This is a genomic window from Allobosea sp. TAF32 (assembly GCF_052113585.1).
Lineage (GTDB): Bacteria > Pseudomonadota > Alphaproteobacteria > Rhizobiales > Beijerinckiaceae > Allobosea.
Genome location: NZ_JBFRDM010000009.1, coordinates 374,799 through 390,928, shown reverse-complemented (window position 1 = coordinate 390,928; position 16,130 = coordinate 374,799). Strand labels below are relative to the sequence as shown.

Below are 16,130 nucleotides of genomic sequence, written 5' to 3'. Positions count from 1 at the left end.
GCCCGAGAATGACGCCCTGTTACTCGCCCTGCCGCGCACTCTCCTCCGCGACGCGCGCCTGCGCCCGCGCGATCGCTTCGTCAGGGGCGAGCCCCTTGCTGCGGTTCTCCAGCGCGTAGCGAAACTCCCGGCGCTCCCCGTCCGGCACCGCCTGCATGAAGGCGGCGAGGCAGGCCCCGTCGCTGCGCTGGCAGCTCCGCGCCCGGATGCAGCTCTTGTTCTCGCAGGCTTCCCAGACGCCGATGATATCGCCGAGACGCTGCAGGATCAGCGGCCGCGCCCTCTGGCAGCTTTCGAAATCGGTGATCGGCGGGATATCGGCGAAGAGGTTTTGGCGTTTCGGCATGGCGGGGCTCCGGTCGGGCGAGGCACGCGGGATCATCCGCCCGCGCTGGCGCGCGGCGGGGTCGCAAGGGTGACGAGACAGGGCTGGCGGAGCGCCGCGAGGCGCGAGGGAAATCCGCAACCGTTGAGCCAGGCTGCGGCGCGGCGGGATTGAGCCACCCGTCGCACGCCCCGTGGCGCTCCGCCTCCGGCGATTTTGGGCTCCGGGCCGCGCTTATCGGGCAGGGCGGTTCAGGATGGGCCGGCCCGGACGCCAGTTCCCCTCAGCGGGTCGTCGCGTCCTGCCTTGCCCGTCCGTCACCGGCCGAGCCTTCCAGCGAGCTCCTCGCACAGGGACCGTAGTGTCCCCAGGGCGGTGCCCCGAAGCCTCCCGAGTCTGGCTTGTGAGACCAGCCGCAGGCGCCGACCCTCACCCAGCCACTGGCACACCTCCGGATGGCCGCCCCGTTTGGGTGATGGGCGAGGGCAGGATAGGGCGGGTGAGGAGGGGCGGGGATAAGTTTGCTGCCGGAAGCTCTTCCCGTCATGGTCGCCCGCCGCCGTCATGGTCGCCCTGGTGGCGACCATCCACGTCTTCACGCGGGAACGACTCGCCGCGCGCCTCGTGGTTGGCCGGCCCCCGCCATCGGCGCAAGACGTGGATGGTCGGGACAAGCCCGACCATGACGGCGGAGCCCTTGCCGCCGCCCCCGCGCAATCGCATCCTGAAGCCATGAAGCAGAAGGGCGGCTGGGTTTACATCGTGACGAACCGACCCAACGGCACGCTCTATATCGGCGTGACGAGCGATCTCGGCCGACGCATTCACGAACATCGCGAGGGGCTGATCGCCGGCTTCACGCGGCAATACGGATTGAAGCGCCTTGTCTGGTACGAATGGCACGACGAGATCGAGGCCGCGATCCAGCGCGAGACCTCGATGAAGCGCTGGTACCGCGCCTATAAGACCCGCACGATCATGGCCGGAAACCCCGAGTGGAACGACCTTTACGAGGAACTGGCCTGATCGAGGCGGTGGCTCTCGGCGTCGCGATCGCCCTCCGCCGTCATGGTCGCCCTTGTGGCGACCATCCACGTCTTCGCGCAGGAGCGACCGGGGCACGCCTTCATCGCTGGCCATCGCCCGCCATCAGCGTCTCAAGACGCGGATGCTCGGGACAAGCCCGAGCATGACGGCGAGGCGAGGCTGCTTTGTCACTCCCTGAAAGTAGTCATCCCGATCGGAGCCGTCGAAACGGCCGCCCGGCATGCAGCATTTCTTGAAATCTGCGCCCGGAGCCGCAGACGCAGAGATCGTTGCGGCCGAGCTTCTCGTGCAGTTCGACATCGCCATGGACGATGCGGACGCCGCGCTTCACGCGGGTTTCGGACGGGTAGGACTTCCGACGCTTGCTCGTGACCTCAAAAGGACGGCTGGTCGGTGAAGTCGTGCTTGTTCTTGCTCATGGCACCCTCCATCGCGTTTTGTGGGGGCGCTCTCCTAACCCATGGAAGGCGCTTCCGCCAAGACGGAAGGCGAGGGAACCGCGACGCCTCATTTTTACCCATCCCGGACGGGGCATGTCTAATCTTTGCCGCCATTCGTTGGCACACAGGTCCTGAAAATTGCTCTCCTAGATGAACCCGCTGTTAACCACGTTGGTTTCATCGTGAATACATTGGAGACGAGGCGATGGCGGAAACCACAATCGAATGGACTGATGCGACGTGGAATCCTGTCGCTGGATGTTCGATCATGTCAGCCGGCTGCACGAATTGCTACGCTATGCGTATGGCAGCGCGGCTGGACGCGATGGGCGTCGAAAAGTATTCGAGGCTCACCCGAAAGAGCGGCGGCCGCGCGAAATGGACGGGAAAGCTCTACTTTGACGAGGGCGCCCTTGAAATTCCGGAGCGTTGGGCGAAACCTCGAAATGTCTTCGTCAATTCGATGTCAGATCTATTTCATCCGGATGTGCCTGTTGCATTTATTCAAAGGGTGTGGGCCGTAATGTCCAGGACGCGCCGGCACACCTATCAAATCCTAACCAAGAGGCCAGATCGGATGGCTGAAGTACTCCGGTCTGGTTTTGATATCCTCCCTAACGTATGGCTGGGCGCTTCCGTTGAAGACGCGCGCGTGATTCATCGCCTTGATGATCTTCGTAAGGTGCCTGCAGCTATTCGTTTCGTATCCTTCGAACCGCTAATTGGTTCCGTTGCCGGTGGAAGCCTCGAAAATATCCATTGGGCAATTGTAGGTGGTGAATCAGGTCCTCACGCGCGGGCGATGGACCCCGTCTGGATCGACGAAATATTTGATATGTGCGTCGACGCCGACGCCGCTTTTTTCTTCAAGCAGTGGGGCGGCAAAAACAAAAAAGCCGCGGGTCGGTCTTACAAGGGGCAAATCTGGGATAATATGCCTAGCGTCGCTCTTTAGAGATCAAGCTTCCCTTGCCCGTCTGTGTTGGCTGCGACATTCCAAAAGCGATGCGCTAGGTCATGACTAGCAAGCAACAACAGCCAATACAAATGCTGCTCCCGTGAGCCTCTCAAGAGCTTCATTTCCGGCGAAGCGCTAAAGCCAGCCTTTGATACAATATTCCTCCAATAATCTATAAGCTCCGCGCGGATGCCGCGTTGATTTTGCTCGACAGTGATGATGTCTCGCCAACCCGGTGCGAAAGCGTCAAACGCGGAGATATCTGCGGCAATATTCCTGCCGAGATTGCGCTGAAGGTCTATTTTGCTCAAATGAGCTATAACATCCATACGTTTGCGTTGAGACAAAACCTTGAAAATTCGAAAATCTAGGTCGCCAAGGTTAAATGGATCCAAGAACGCAAAATGAAGGCCGTACTCCGATGTCCTATTGATAATAGTTCCGGCTGTATCAACTGCTTTTCCGCAAAACACCTCAACAGGCGCTCCAGCTTTTTCCAGTCGGATTTTGGCAGCGTCCAGCCTCTTCTGGTCAAGATCGGCAATTAAAACACGAGAAAATGGAGCTCCGCCTTCGACACTTTCTTCCATGCGGCGACGCAACTACCGTCAATAAACTCGCCTCCGCTCACGCGTGCGCGGCCGGGGCCGCAAAAAAGATCTATGTAAGTTGCCCCAGCCTTTCCCGAGCCAATGAATTTCTGCCGCGCTCCGCGAGAAATATCAATATAACGGCAAAGGTAAGTGTGCTTCTCTTTAGCCCATGCTCCGACATCTTCAGCCGGCAAGCCATCGTCACCCTCGACTAAATCCCCCAAAATATCCCCCCTGAAGAGCCATCTCGATTATTATGACTACAAAGAGGCAGCCTAACCCTGGGGACCTAACTAAGTAAACGACGAACATAGATCGATTTGGGCAACTACGGCGCTTTGATTGGCCAGTTTTGAAAAGAGCTACTCCGCCGCCTGCCGCTGCACCTTGCCCTTCTTGATCGGCCGGCGGTCGAGCACTTCCTTGAGGAAGCGCGCGGTGTGGCCCTTGCCGATGCGGACGATATCCTCCGGCGTGCCTTCGGCCACCACCTGGCCGCCGCCGTCGCCGCCTTCGGGGCCCATGTCGATCACCCAGTCGGCGGTCTTCACCACCTCGAGATTGTGCTCGATCACCACCACCGAATTGCCCTGGTCGACCAGCTCGTGCAGCACCTCCATGAGCTTGGCGACGTCGTGGAAATGCAGGCCGGTCGTCGGCTCGTCGAGGATGTAGAGCGTGCGGCCGGTGGCGCGCTTCGACAATTCCTTGGAGAGTTTTACGCGTTGCGCCTCGCCGCCGGAGAGCGTCGTCGCCTGCTGGCCGACCTTGACATAGTCTAAGCCGACGCGGTGCAGCGTCTCCATCTTGTCGCGGATCGAGGGCACCGCCTTGAACAGGATCTTGGCCTCCTCGACCGACATGTCGAGCACATCCGCGATCGATTTTTCGCGGTACTTCACCTCCAGGGTTTCGCGGTCGTAGCGCTTGCCCTTGCAGACGTCGCAGGTGACGTAGACATCCGGCAGGAAGTGCATCTCGATCTTGATGACGCCGTCGCCCTGGCAGGCTTCGCAGCGTCCACCTTTCACGTTGAAGCTGAACCTGCCTGCTTGATAACCGCGCGCCTTCGCCTCCGGCAGGCCGGCGAACCATTCGCGGATCGGCGTGAAGGCGCCGGTATAGGTCGCCGGGTTCGAGCGCGGCGTGCGGCCGATCGGCGACTGGTCGATGTCGATGACCTTGTCGAGATGCTCGATGCCCTCGATGCGGTCATGCGGGGCGGGGTGCTCGATCGAGCCGTTCAGCTTGCGCGCCACCGCCTTGTAGAGCGTGTCGATCACCAGCGTCGACTTGCCGCCGCCGGAGACGCCGGTGATGCAGGTGAACAGGCCGAGCGGGATCTCGACATCGACATTGCGCAGGTTGTTGCCGCGCGCGCCGACGATCTTGAGGCTGCGGCCCTTCTGTGGCTTGCGGCGCTTGTCGGGGATCGCGACGCTCAGCTCGCCGGTGAGGTATTTGCCGGTGAGCGAGTTGGGATCGTCGAGGATGTCCTGCGGCGTGCCCTTGGCGACGATCTCGCCGCCATGGATGCCGGCGCCGGGGCCGACATCGACGACATAGTCGGCCGTCAGGATCGCGTCCTCGTCATGCTCGACCACGATCACCGTGTTGCCGAGGTCCCTTAGCCGGCGCAGCGTGCCGAGCAGGCGCTCATTGTCGCGCTGGTGCAGGCCGATCGAGGGCTCGTCCAGCACATAGAGCACGCCGGTCAGGCCCGAGCCGATCTGGCTGGCGAGGCGAATGCGCTGGCTCTCGCCGCCCGAGAGCGTGCGCGAGCCGCGCGCCAGCGTCAGGTATTCCAGCCCGACATCGAGCAGGAAGGTCAGGCGGTCGCGGATCTCCTTGAGGATGCGCGGGGCGATCTCGTTCTGCTTCTTCGACAGGCGCGAGGGCAGGGCGGTGACCCAGTCCAGCGCGTCCTTGACCGAGAGCTGCGAGATTTCGCCGATATGGCGCATGTCGATCTTCACCGCCAGCGCCTCGGGCTTCAGGCGGAAGCCGTTGCAGGCGGCGCAGGGCGTCTCGGACATGAAGCGGCCGATCTCCTCGCGCGCCCAGTCCGATTCCGTCTCCTTCCAGCGCCGCTCCATATTGGTGATGACGCCCTCGAAGGGCTTCTTCACCTCATAGGAACGCAGGCCGTCATTATAGGCCATGCGCACGGGCTCGGTGCCGGTGCCGAACAGGATCGCCTTGCGGGCGCTCTCCGGCAGCTCCGACCAGGGTTTTGTCATCGAGAAGCCGAAATGCTTCGACAGCGATTCCAGCGTCTGGCCGTAATAGGGCGAGGTCGACTTGGCCCAAGGCGCGATCGCGCCCTTCTTCAGCGTCAGCGCATGATCGGGCACGATCATGTCCGGGTCGATCCGCATCTCGTGGCCGAGGCCGTCGCAGACCGGGCAGGCGCCGAACGGGTTGTTGAAGGAAAAGAGTCTGGGCTCGATCTCGGGAATGGTGAAGCCGGAGACCGGGCAGGCGAACTTGGACGAGAAGGTGACGCGCCGGGCATCGCCGTTCTCCTCCTTCTCATCCGCATATTCGAAGACGGCGATGCCGTCGGTCAATTCCAGCGCCTGCTCCAGCGAGTCGGCGAGGCGGGCGCCGAGATCGGGCCGGATCACGATGCGGTCCACGACCACGTCGATGTCGTGCTTGAACTTCTTGTCCAGCGGCGGCGCGTCCGGGATCTCGTAGAACTCGCCATTGACCTTGACGCGCTGGAAGCCGCGCTTCAGCCAGTCGGCCATCTCCTTCTTGAACTCGCCCTTGCGTCCGCGCACCACCGGCGCGAGCAGGTAGCCGCGCGTCTTCTCCGGCAGTTCGGTGAGGCGATCCACCATCTGCTGCACGGTCTGGCTCTCGATCGGCAGGCCGGTCGCGGGCGAATAGGGGATGCCCGCGCGCGCCCAGAGCAGGCGCATGTAGTCGTGGATCTCGGTGACGGTGCCGACGGTCGAGCGCGGGTTCTTCGAGGTCGTCTTCTGCTCGATCGAGATCGCCGGCGAGAGCCCGTCGATCTGGTCGACATCGGGCTTCTGCATCATCTCGAGGAACTGGCGGGCATAGGCCGAGAGCGACTCGACATAGCGGCGCTGGCCCTCGGCATAGATCGTGTCGAAGGCGAGCGAGGACTTGCCCGAGCCGGAGAGGCCGGTGAACACCACGAGCTTGTCTCTGGGAATCGCGAGATCGACATTCTTGAGATTGTGCTCGCGCGCGCCGCGCACGGTGATGGCGCGGCTGTTCGGATCGGCCACGCGGTTGCGGTCGAACATGTCTTCCAGCGCAGCAGCCTGGGCGGCGGCGGTATCGGTCTTGCGGGCCATCGGGGCGTCCGTTGCGGTGAAGCGCTACAGATAGGGCAAAAGCCGGGCCTTTCCAGCCTCGCGGCGATCTGCCCGGCATGAATAGCACGCAGCCGTCCCGGCTGCTGCCGTCGTCCTGACAGAAAGCGTCAGCAGCGGCGAGGGTCTGATATGGGGACCACTGGGCCGATCGCAATCGACTCCGGCGTGCCGTTGAATTATCTATAAATCATGACGAAGCCTGCCGACACCATCGCCGTCCGCATCGCCAGGGCTTTGGCGGAGCGGATCATCGCCGGAACGATCGAGCCGGGAGCGCGGCTGCGGCAGGACCATATCGCCGAGGAGTTCGAAACGAGCCATGTCCCGGTGCGCGAGGCCTTCCGGCGGCTCGAGGCGCAGGGGCTGGCGATCAGTGAGCCGCGGCGCGGCGTCCGCGTCGCCTCCTTCGACCTGTCGGAGGTGAAGGAGGTCGCGGCGATGCGCGCGGCGCTGGAGGTTCTGGCGCTGCGCCATGCCGCGCCGCACCTCACCGCCGCCATTCTCGACCAGGCCGAGCAGGCCCGCCGCGACTGCGACGCCGCGACCGACGTCCGGGCCTGGGAGGAGGCGAATCGCCGCTTTCACCGCACGCTCGTCGCGCCCTGCGGCATGAAGCGCCTTCTCGCGACGATCGACGATCTGCATGCGGCGAGCGCCCGCTTCCTGTTCTCGGCCTGGCGCTCGGAATGGGAATCGCGCACCGATCACGACCATCGCACCATCCTCAGCGCGCTCCGCGGCGGCGATCTGGAAACCGCCACAGCGACGCTGGCGCGACATGCCCAGTGGATCGGCGAGCGGCCTGTCCGCACCGCCTCGGGCGCGACGCGCGGGGCCTTCGCGATCGTTGGTTAGAGGGTACGCCAAAGCTGCGAATTCGGCCTTCGTAAACATGCACATCGCGATAGCCGTCATGCTCGGGCTTGACCCGAGCATCTCCTGGCGAACAGGGCTCCCCTTGCTTCTTCCGGCAAGAGATTCTCGGGTCTCCGCTCTGCTCCGCCCGAGAATGACGCTTCGTCCGGACGCAGGATTTCCTGGCTTGCAGAGGCATCGCACAAAGGGCGCGCTTGCCTTTTCCGATGAGATATGGGTTCTCTCATAGATCAAAAATCAGAATTATAGATAATTTTGATCGCGACGAAGGAGTGACCATGACCGATCTTGCCCTCAGCCGTCCCTTCAGCCCGCTGCGGTTGGAAAGCCGCTCGCTCGCCTGGCGGGCGGGGGCCGTGATCGTCGGCAGCCTGCTGCTGGCGCTGTCCTCGCAGATCAAGGTGCCGATGTATCCGGTGCCGATGACGATGCAGACCTTCGCCGTGCCTCTGATCGGCGCGCTCTATGGCTGGCGCCTTGGTGCCGTCACCGTCATCGCCTGGCTGCTGCAGGGCTTCATTGGCTTGCCGGTCCTCGCCGGTGCCGCTGGCGGCGCGGCTTATTTCGCCGGCCCGACGGCGGGCTACCTGCTGGCCTTCCCCTTCGCCGCGGCTCTCGCGGGCTGGCTCGCCGAGCGCGGCTGGAACGGCAGCCGCGTCGGACTCGCCTTCGCTGTGATGCTGGCCGGCAATGCGCTCTGCCTGGTGATTGGCGTGGCCTGGCTCGGCGTCCTCATCGGCCTGCCGAAGGCGATCGCCGTGGGCGCGACCCCCTTCATCTTCGGCGCCGTCCTGAAGTCGGCCCTCGCAGCGGCGACGCTGAAGGCCTTCGCGCCACGCGGCTGAGCAGGCGCCCCAAGGCTCCCAAATTATCACCCGGCGGGCCTCGGCCTGCCGGGTTTTCATCCGGCGTCGATCAAGGCGCCGTCTGCGCGAGTATCTCGGTCGGTGGAGGGGTGCGCGATGCGAAATCGCGACCTCCCCAAGCTTGAGCTCCGACATCAGCTGCGAACATGGCGCGCTGTCGCAATCTCCGCCTCAGTGCAGCAACCGCACCTCCACCTGCGGCGTCCCGACCTTGCGGGTCAGTTCTTCATGCTGCCGAGAAGCCTGTCGGCCCCCCGCGCCAACAGCACGGCGTCGGACCCGCAGGCGACGAACGCAAAACCTTCAGCCAGCAGACTTTTCGCGAAGGCGGGATCGAAAACGAGCGTCCCGACTGGAACGCCGGCGTCGATGAGCCGGCGCGCCGCCGGGCGGATGACATCCCAGACGGCCGGATCATTCGGCCGGCCCAGCAGGCCGAGATCCGCCGCGATGTCGGCGGGACCGAAAAAGACGCCGTCCACGCCGTCGACCTGGCCGATTTGGAGGCCTTGCTCGATGGCGGCCCGCGTCTCGACCTGAACGATGACGGCGGTTTCCTCCTCGATCCGGCTGAAATAGTCCGTCAGGCGAGCGAAGCCATTGGCGCGCGTGCAGCCGCTGACGCCCCGGATGCCACGCGGCGGGTAGCGCGTCGCCGCGACGGCCTGCCTGGCCTCTTCGGCCGTCTGGACCATCGGAAAGAGCAGGCCGGGCGCCCCGATATCGAGGAGACGCTTGATGAGGACGGCGTCATTCCAGTCGGGGCGCACGATCGGCGTCACGGGATGGGCGGCCAGAATCTGCAATTGCGTCATGACCGAAGCCAGGTCGTTGGGCGAGTGCTCGGTGTCGATCAGGAGCCAGTCGAAGCCGGCGCCAGCGACGGCCTCGGTGGCGTAGCCGCTGGCCAGGCTCAGCCAGAGGCCGATCTGCGGCTGCCCGCTGCGGATCGCGGCGAGGAACTTGTTGGAAGGCATTTTCATCGTTCAGCATTCCGAAAATGGGAGGCAGCTCCCTGGCTGCCCCCGAGCCGGTCTCTAGCGGGGCAACTCGCCGCGCCGCGATATCGCAAGGACATCTGCCGCGCGGTTCTCGGCCAGGCCGTAATCGGCCTGCGCGACGTCGGCGGAGATGTATCCGAGGGCCAGGTCGCGCTCGACATTGCGCTGGTCCCGCTCTTCCGGCGCGCCATAGCCGGCGCCGCCGGGGAAGGCCATGACGACCCTGCGGCCATGCGGCACGAATTGCTTGCCTTTGCCCTTCATCGCCATGCCGTCGTCGAGCGCGATCGTCGTCGGCGCGCCGGCGCCGCCGCCGCGGCGACCGCGGGCAGGGTGATGGACTCGGTCGAACATCGCCTGGATGTCGAATTCGTAGCCTTCCCAGGCGCCGACCTCCATATGCTGGCCCAGGCCGCCGCGATGGCGGCCGCTGCCGCCGGAATCGGGCCGGAGTTCCTTGCGCCAGACGATCACCGGGCCGACCTGCTCGGTCGCCTCGACCGGCATCGTCATCACGCCGGACGGGAAGGCGGTGGCGTTCATGCCGTCGAGTGCAGGTCGTGCGCCCGAGCCGCCGGAGTTGAAGGTCAACACCTCGGCCCGCACGGCATCGGCCGGCCAGGGGCCGTCGCTGCGCGGCCGGAGCGAGACCTGGAAGTTGCAGAGGCTGCCGGCGCCCTCGGCGGGTACCAGGCCGGGCAGGAGCTTGTCGAGCGCGTCGTAGATCGTGTCCGGCACCATATGGCCGATGATGTGGCGCAGCGCGACCGGCGCCGGCCAGACCGCGTTGACGATGGTGTGCTCGGGCGCGGTGATGCGGAAAGGCTCCAACGAGGCCGCGTTGTTCGGGATCTCCGGCGCGATCGCGCATTTCAGCGCGTAGCAGGTATAGGCCTTCGTATAGACCAGCGGCACATTGATGCCGTTCTTGTCGACGCCGGAAGTGCCTGCCCAATCGCAGAGCACGCCATCGGCCTCGATGGAAATCCTGACGCAGAGGTCGATCGGCCGGCTGTAGCCGTCGATCCGCATATGGCCCTCGGCCTGGCCGCGCGGCAGCGCCGCGATCTTGTCGAGCGTCGCCTGGCGCGAATTGCTCAGGATGAAGTCGGAGATGCCGGCGAGGTCGGCGAGCCTGAACTCGACGATCATGTCGATCAGGCGGCGATGGCCGATCTCGTTGCAGGTGGCCAGCGCGTAGACGTCGCCGACGAGCTGATCGGGTTCGCGGACATTGCCGCGGATGATCGTGACCAGCGTCTCGTTGACCGTGCCGCGGTCGACGAACTTCATGATCGGGATATGCAGGCCTTCCTCATAGACCGAGTTGGCGTCGGCGCCGAAGCCGCGCCCGCCGATATCGACGATATGGGCGGTGCAGGCGAAGAAGCCGACGAGGCGGCCGCGGTGGAAGGACGGGCTGACGACGGTGATGTCGTGCAGGTGGCCAGTGCCTTCCCAGGGGTTGTTGGTGATGTAGACATCGCCCTCGGCGATGTTCTCGCGCCCGATCCGGCGGATGAAATGCGCGACGGCATCGGCCATGGCGTTGACGTGGCCGGGCGTGCCGGTCACCGCCTGCGCCAGCATCTCGCCCTTATCGTTGTAGACGCCGGCCGAGAGGTCGCCGGCCTCGCGCACCGAGGTCGAGAAGGAGGTGCGGATCAGCGCCTGGGCCTGTTCCTCGACGACCGAGATCAGGCGGTTCCACATGACCTGATAGGCGACCTTGGAGATATCAGACATGGGCGGGCTCCTTCCGCGCGGCGACGGAGGCGATAGGCAAGGCTTCGGCGAGGCGGATGTCGATGCAGCCATCGTTCAGCGTGACGCCGATGCGGCTCGACGGCAGGACGATGGTGGTCTCGTCTTCCGTGATGATGCCGGGGCCGCTGACCGTGCTGCCGGCGGGCAGGGCGGTGCGGCTATGGGCATCGGCCGTGACGCGGCGGCCGAGCCCCGCATCGAACACGGAACGGCTGCCGTCCGCCGGCGCATCGCGCATTTCCGCCAGGGGCGCGACCGGGGCGATCGCGGCTTGCGGCGTATGGGCATTGACCGACCAGACGGTGATCTCGGCGGCGAGGCCCTTCACCGTGCGGCCGAAGAGATTGGCGTATTCGTGCTCGAAGCGCTGCAGGATGACGGCGGGATCGGCGGCGCGGGCTTCCTCCGGCGTCAGCGTCACCGGGATTTCCCAGCCCTGGCCGGCATAGCGCATATAGACCTTGTATTCGGCCTGGATCGCGCCGGCCCAGCCGCAGGACCGCACGACCCGCACCGCTTCCTCCTCCATCTCGTCGAAGAGCCTGGCCACGCGCGCCGTGTCGAACTGGGCAAGACGCATGAACAGGGTACGGTTGGCCTCGAAGCTGAACGGCGCCCGCAGGAAGCCGATGGCCGAGCCAACGCCGGCTCCCGGCGGTACGAGGCAGCTGCTGATGCCGAGCTTCTCGCAGAGCCGGCCCGCATGCAGCGGGGCGGCGCCGCCGAAGGCGATCATCGTGTATTCCGACAGGTCCTCGCCGTTCTCGACGGCATGGACGCGGGCGGCGTTGGCCATGTTCTCGTCGACGACCTCGGCGACGCCCCAGGCGCTTTCCTCGGCGTCCATGCCGAGCCTGCCGCCGATCTCGCCCTTCAGCGCGCTGGCCGATTCATCCGCGAAGAGCGGGATCGTGCCGCCCGCGAAGTTCTGCGGGTCGATCTTGCCGAGGATGACGTCGGCATCGGTCACGGCGGGGCGGGTGCCGCCGCGGCCGTAGCAGGCGGGGCCGGGCTCCGAGCCCGCGCTCTCCGGGCCGACGCGGATCTGGTTCATCGAATCGACATGGGCGAGGCTGCCGCCGCCGGCCCCGATCTCGACCATGTCGATCACCGGGATCGAGATTGGCATGCCCGAGCCCTTCTTGAAGCGATAGGTGCGGGCGACCTCGAAGACGCGGGCGGTCTTCGGCGTGTAGTTCTTGATCAGGCAGATCTTCGCGGTGGTGCCGCCCATATCGAAGGACAGCACCTTCTTCAGGCCATGCCGGGCGGCGATGTCGGCGGCGAAGACGGCGCCGCCCGCCGGGCCGGATTCGACCAGGCGGACGGGGAATTCCGAGGCGCTCTCCAGCGAGATGATGCCGCCGCCGGAATGCATCAGGAAGATCGGGCAGACGGCGCCTTCCGCCGCGAGGCGCCCCTTCAGCCGGACGAGATAGCTCTTCATCAGCGGCTTGATGTAGGCGTTGGCGATCGTCGTGTTGAAGCGCTCGTATTCGCGCATCTGCGGCGAGACTTCCGACGAGAGCGAGACCATCGCGCCGGGCAGCCGCTCGGCCAGCACGTCATAGATCAGCCGCTCATGGGCATCGTTGACGTAGGAATGGAGCAGCCCGACCGCGACGCTCTCATAGCCGGCGTCGCGAAGCTCGTCGGCCAGCGCCTCGACGGCGGCGCGATCGAGCGGGATCAGGACCTTGCCGCGTGCATCCATGCGCTCCCTAACGGTGTAGCGGCGGTTGCGCGCCAGCAGAGGCTCCGGCAGCGTCAGATTGAGGTCGTACTGCTCGAAGCGGCTTTCGGTCCGCATCTCGATGACGTCGCGGAAGCCTTCGGTGGTGATGAGCGCCGTCTTGGCGCCGCGCCGCTCGATCAGCGCATTGGTCGCCAGGGTCGTGCCATGGATGATCTGCCCGACGGCGGAAGCCGCGATGCCCGCCTTGGAGCAGACCCTGTGCATCCCCTCGATGATCGCATCCTCGGGCGCTGAATAGGTCGTCAGTACCTTCGTCGAGTATCTCTGCCCGCCCTGTTCGAGCACGACATCCGTGAAGGTTCCCCCGATATCGACGCCCAGGCGGGCCCCGAGAATGGACATGGCTCACTCGCCTCCGTTGTCTGAGGGAGGAAAGATGGAATGGGCAGCCGATGCCGTCGAATTATTATTTTCTATATAACTCGATAAGATAACTTTATCGCTGGAATCAGCACGTCGCAGCCTCCACGGGCCGTCGCGCATCGCCCTGATGATGCCGCGCAGCCCTTTCGCCGGCGAGCTCGGCGGCCCGCTTCAGCAGAAAACTGGCAGGCGTATGAGCATATGAGGCGGTGAAGATCAGTGCGCTGGGCTTCCATTCGTAGGGGAATTCCACAAGCTCTCCCGTGTCGAGGAGCCTTTCGACGAGCGTCTGCGACATCGGTGCGATGCCGAGGCCGTCGATGGTCATCTGCAGGCTGGCTGCGAGACTGCTCGACGGCACGATCCGAACCGGCCTCTCCCAGTTGTCTCGAAAATGCGCGGAGAGCTCGACGAAATGGCGCGTGTTGCGCGCATGGGTCAGGATCGTATGCGAGGCCATCGTCGCCAGATCCGAGCCGAAGAGCCCGAGCCGTGGCGAGGCCACCCACAGATAGGGTACGGAGCCGAGATCGACATTGGTGATGTTGAAGTTCGAGATCGGGCCGTTCAGCAGGCACAGGTCGAGCGATCGCGAAACCAGCTCCTCACGCAGGTTGATCGTCAGGTCGACCCTGAGCTCGACATCGACATTCGGGAAAACCTGCCGCAGGTCGAGCAGATAGTCGCGCAGCCAGGTCTGGGCGATGAGCTCGGCTACGCCGAGCCTGAGAATGCCAATCTGCTGATCGGAGCGGATCGACTGTTGCGAGAACTCCTCCGAGGCTTGCAGCACGCGCTCGGCTTGCCCCAGCAGGGAATGGCCGATTGGCGTCAAGGCGACCGAGCCGGAGTCGCGATGGAACAGCCGCACCCCCAAAACGGATTCGAGCTGAGAGATGCGCACGGAGATGTTGGGTTGCGTCGTGTTCAGCCGCTCCGCCGTAGCCCTGAAGCTGCCGAGCTTGGCCACCCAGACGAAGCTTTCGAGCTGCTTCAAGGTCCAGTTCGGCATCCGCCTCCGTAGCCTCCAGACAAGCAATTTTCGGGCCGCACCATCGGCCAATAAACAAAATCTATCGCAACAACAGATAATTTCAATTGGATGCTATCGCGATAACGCGCTCGACTGACCTTTAGCCGCCGATCGAGCCTCGGCCCGGTTCCGGCTCCTGAAACTCGCGCGGGTCTCGCCGCAGCGGGACAAGAACGAGGGGAACCATGAACCGCAGAGCCTTGATTGCGTCCGCCGCCCTTGCGTTGAGCCTCGGGCTAGCCGCTCCCGCCACCGCCCAGACGAGCTGGACGATGGCCTCCGGCTATCCGGAAAGCAGCTTCTTCACCCAGAACATCCGCCAGATGATCAAGGAGATCGAGGAGAAGAGCGGCGGCAAGCTCAAGATCGATCTGCGCTCCAACGACAGCCTGATCAAGCTCGATGCGGTGAAGCGCGCCGTCCAGTCCGGCCAGATCCAGATCGGCGAGATCCGCCTCGGCGTCTACGGCAACGAGGCGGCGATGTACAATCTCGACAACATCCCCGGCGTTGCGACGACCTACGACCAGGCCACCAAGCTGACGGAGGCCCAGGCTCCGTTCTTCGACGGAATGTTCAAGAAGAACGGGCTGCGCGCCATTTCCTACGTCGCCTGGCCGGGGCAGGGCTTCTACACCAAGGAGCCGCTGAAGGGGCTCGCCGACCTCAAGGGGCAGAAGCTGCGGATCTATTCCAAGCAGACCCAGATCATGGGCGAGAAGCTCGGCATGGAAGCACTGATCCTGCCCTTCGCCGAGGTGCCGCAGGCCTTCTCGACCGGCATGATCCAGTCGCTCTGGACCAGCGCCCAGACCGGGACCGACGTCCAGATCTGGGATTACGTCAAGCACTTCACCTATACCGGGACGATGCACAACAAGAACGCGATCCTGGTCAATGAGCGCGCGTTCCGCCAGCTCGATCCGGCAACGCAGAAGGTGGTGCTCGAAGCCGGCGAGGCCGCGACCAAGCGCGGCTGGGAGATGTCGAAGAAGGCCGGCGAGGAGCGTGAGAACGTCCTGAAGGGCCATGGCGTGACGATCGCCCAGTCGCCGAAAGACGTTCTCGACGCCATCGCAGCCGCCGGCAAGGGCATGGTCCAGGACTGGCTGGCCACGGCCAGCGCCGAGGAGAAAGCCGTTTACGAAACCTATCAGAAGAGCCTCAACTGACGGCCCGCCTGCGCGCCATCCATTCCATGAACAGTGGCCAGCGGGGTGACCGGTGATACGTGGGGTTCTCGACAGGTTCTATGAGGCGTGCGGCTATCTCGCCGCCGTCTTCATGGTCGGCATCGGGCTGGCCATCGTCGCCCAGATCGTCGGGCGGATGCGGGGCGTCACGATAGACGCCACCGAGGCGGCGGGCTTGTGCCTGGCGGCCTCGACCTTCTTCGGCCTCGCCCACACCTTCCGGCGCGGCGGCCACGTTCGGATCAATCTGATCGTCGACCGTCTGCCGAAGCGTTGGCGGCGGGGCGTCGAGCTCTTCAACTGCTTGCTGGGCACGGTGGTCGTGTCGTTCCTTGCCTGGCATGTCAGCGCGCTGGCGCTGCAATCGCGTGAATTCAACGATGTCAGCCCAGGCCTGCTGGCGATGCCGTTCTGGATACCGCAAACCGGCGTCGCCCTGGGCGTGACCGCGCTGGCGATCGCCTTCATCGACGAACTCCTCTGGCTCCTGACCGGCGGCAAGCCTCGCTACGAGGCACCCGACGAGATCGAACTCGACAGGCCGGTGGCATAGGGGCCG

The 16,130-nt window shown here is 64.6% G+C and carries 15 protein-coding genes; 6 read left to right on the top strand and 9 right to left on the bottom strand.

Annotation, left to right across the window (positions count from 1 at the left end; translation table 11 throughout):
- Positions 1 to 19: 19 nt before the first annotated feature.
- Complete coding sequence (locus tag AB4Z16_RS21680) at positions 20 to 346, bottom strand: hypothetical protein (protein WP_441513415.1); 327 nt, start codon at positions 344 to 346, stop codon at positions 20 to 22.
- Positions 347 to 1,057: 711 nt separating this feature from the next.
- On the opposite strand from AB4Z16_RS21680, the gene AB4Z16_RS21675 reads away from it, so the two are divergent.
- On the top strand, positions 1,058 to 1,351 hold the full coding sequence (locus AB4Z16_RS21675) for a GIY-YIG nuclease family protein (RefSeq protein WP_441513521.1): 294 nt from the start codon (positions 1,058 to 1,060) through the stop codon (positions 1,349 to 1,351).
- Between the two features lie 205 nt (positions 1,352 to 1,556).
- On the opposite strand, the gene AB4Z16_RS21670 is transcribed toward AB4Z16_RS21675, so the two are convergent.
- A complete protein-coding gene (locus AB4Z16_RS21670) occupies positions 1,557 to 1,703 on the bottom strand; it encodes an SEC-C metal-binding domain-containing protein (protein ID WP_441513414.1) in 147 nt (48 codons plus the stop codon).
- Between the two features lie 314 nt (positions 1,704 to 2,017).
- Between AB4Z16_RS21670 and AB4Z16_RS21665 the strand changes: the two genes are divergently transcribed.
- The gene (locus tag AB4Z16_RS21665) at positions 2,018 to 2,767 is read left to right on the top strand and encodes a DUF5131 family protein (protein WP_441513413.1); all 750 of its coding nucleotides are present in this window, start codon (positions 2,018 to 2,020) and stop codon (positions 2,765 to 2,767) included.
- Here the strand turns inward: AB4Z16_RS21665 and tcmP (AB4Z16_RS21660) are convergent.
- The 3 genes from tcmP (AB4Z16_RS21660) to uvrA all read right to left on the bottom strand — a co-directional run bounded on the left by tcmP (AB4Z16_RS21660) (position 2,764) and on the right by uvrA (position 6,644).
- The gene (gene tcmP, locus AB4Z16_RS21660) at positions 2,764 to 3,360 is read right to left on the bottom strand and encodes a three-Cys-motif partner protein TcmP (RefSeq protein WP_441513412.1); all 597 of its coding nucleotides are present in this window, start codon (positions 3,358 to 3,360) and stop codon (positions 2,764 to 2,766) included. The genes AB4Z16_RS21665 and tcmP (AB4Z16_RS21660) overlap by 4 nt on opposite strands.
- Positions 3,315 to 3,557 (bottom strand): three-Cys-motif partner protein TcmP, encoded by a 243-nt coding sequence (gene tcmP / locus AB4Z16_RS21655; RefSeq protein ID WP_441513411.1) that lies wholly within the window; start codon positions 3,555 to 3,557, stop codon positions 3,315 to 3,317. Before tcmP (AB4Z16_RS21655) ends, tcmP (AB4Z16_RS21660) begins: the two co-directional genes overlap by 46 nt.
- A 168-nt stretch (positions 3,558 to 3,725) precedes the next feature.
- Positions 3,726 to 6,644, bottom strand: a complete 2,919-nt coding sequence (gene uvrA / locus AB4Z16_RS21650) for an excinuclease ABC subunit UvrA (RefSeq protein ID WP_441513520.1) — start codon at positions 6,642 to 6,644, stop codon at positions 3,726 to 3,728.
- A 261-nt stretch (positions 6,645 to 6,905) separates the two neighbouring features.
- Here uvrA and AB4Z16_RS21645 point away from each other — a divergent pair, with 261 nt between their 5' ends.
- On the top strand, positions 6,906 to 7,571 hold the full coding sequence (locus AB4Z16_RS21645; RefSeq protein WP_441513410.1) for a GntR family transcriptional regulator: 666 nt from the start codon (positions 6,906 to 6,908) through the stop codon (positions 7,569 to 7,571).
- 299 nt (positions 7,572 to 7,870) lie between these two features.
- Positions 7,871 to 8,437, top strand: a complete 567-nt coding sequence (locus AB4Z16_RS21640) for a biotin transporter BioY (RefSeq protein ID WP_441513409.1) — start codon at positions 7,871 to 7,873, stop codon at positions 8,435 to 8,437.
- 239 nt (positions 8,438 to 8,676) lie between these two features.
- On the opposite strand, the gene AB4Z16_RS21635 is transcribed toward AB4Z16_RS21640, so the two are convergent.
- From AB4Z16_RS21635 to AB4Z16_RS21620, 4 genes are all read right to left on the bottom strand, one after another.
- Positions 8,677 to 9,441 carry an HpcH/HpaI aldolase family protein gene (locus AB4Z16_RS21635; RefSeq protein ID WP_441513408.1) on the bottom strand — a complete coding sequence of 255 codons (765 nt, stop codon included), beginning with the start codon at positions 9,439 to 9,441 and terminating at the stop codon, positions 8,677 to 8,679.
- A 54-nt stretch (positions 9,442 to 9,495) separates the two neighbouring features.
- Positions 9,496 to 11,205, bottom strand: coding sequence for a hydantoinase B/oxoprolinase family protein (locus AB4Z16_RS21630; protein WP_441513407.1), 1,710 nt, complete (start codon positions 11,203 to 11,205; stop codon positions 9,496 to 9,498).
- Positions 11,198 to 13,324, bottom strand: a complete 2,127-nt coding sequence (locus AB4Z16_RS21625; RefSeq protein WP_441513406.1) for a hydantoinase/oxoprolinase family protein — start codon at positions 13,322 to 13,324, stop codon at positions 11,198 to 11,200. Before AB4Z16_RS21625 ends, AB4Z16_RS21630 begins: the two co-directional genes overlap by 8 nt.
- A 106-nt stretch (positions 13,325 to 13,430) precedes the next feature.
- Positions 13,431 to 14,357, bottom strand: a complete 927-nt coding sequence (locus AB4Z16_RS21620) for a LysR family transcriptional regulator (RefSeq protein WP_441513405.1) — start codon at positions 14,355 to 14,357, stop codon at positions 13,431 to 13,433.
- 206 nt (positions 14,358 to 14,563) lie between these two features.
- Between AB4Z16_RS21620 and AB4Z16_RS21615 the strand changes: the two genes are divergently transcribed.
- Together AB4Z16_RS21615 and AB4Z16_RS21610 are read left to right on the top strand one after the other, a co-directional pair.
- The gene (locus AB4Z16_RS21615) at positions 14,564 to 15,550 is read left to right on the top strand and encodes a TRAP transporter substrate-binding protein (protein ID WP_441513404.1); all 987 of its coding nucleotides are present in this window, start codon (positions 14,564 to 14,566) and stop codon (positions 15,548 to 15,550) included.
- 52 nt (positions 15,551 to 15,602) lie between these two features.
- Positions 15,603 to 16,124 (top strand): TRAP transporter small permease, encoded by a 522-nt coding sequence (locus AB4Z16_RS21610; RefSeq protein WP_441513403.1) that lies wholly within the window; start codon positions 15,603 to 15,605, stop codon positions 16,122 to 16,124.
- The last annotated feature ends 6 nt before the right edge of the window (positions 16,125 to 16,130 follow it).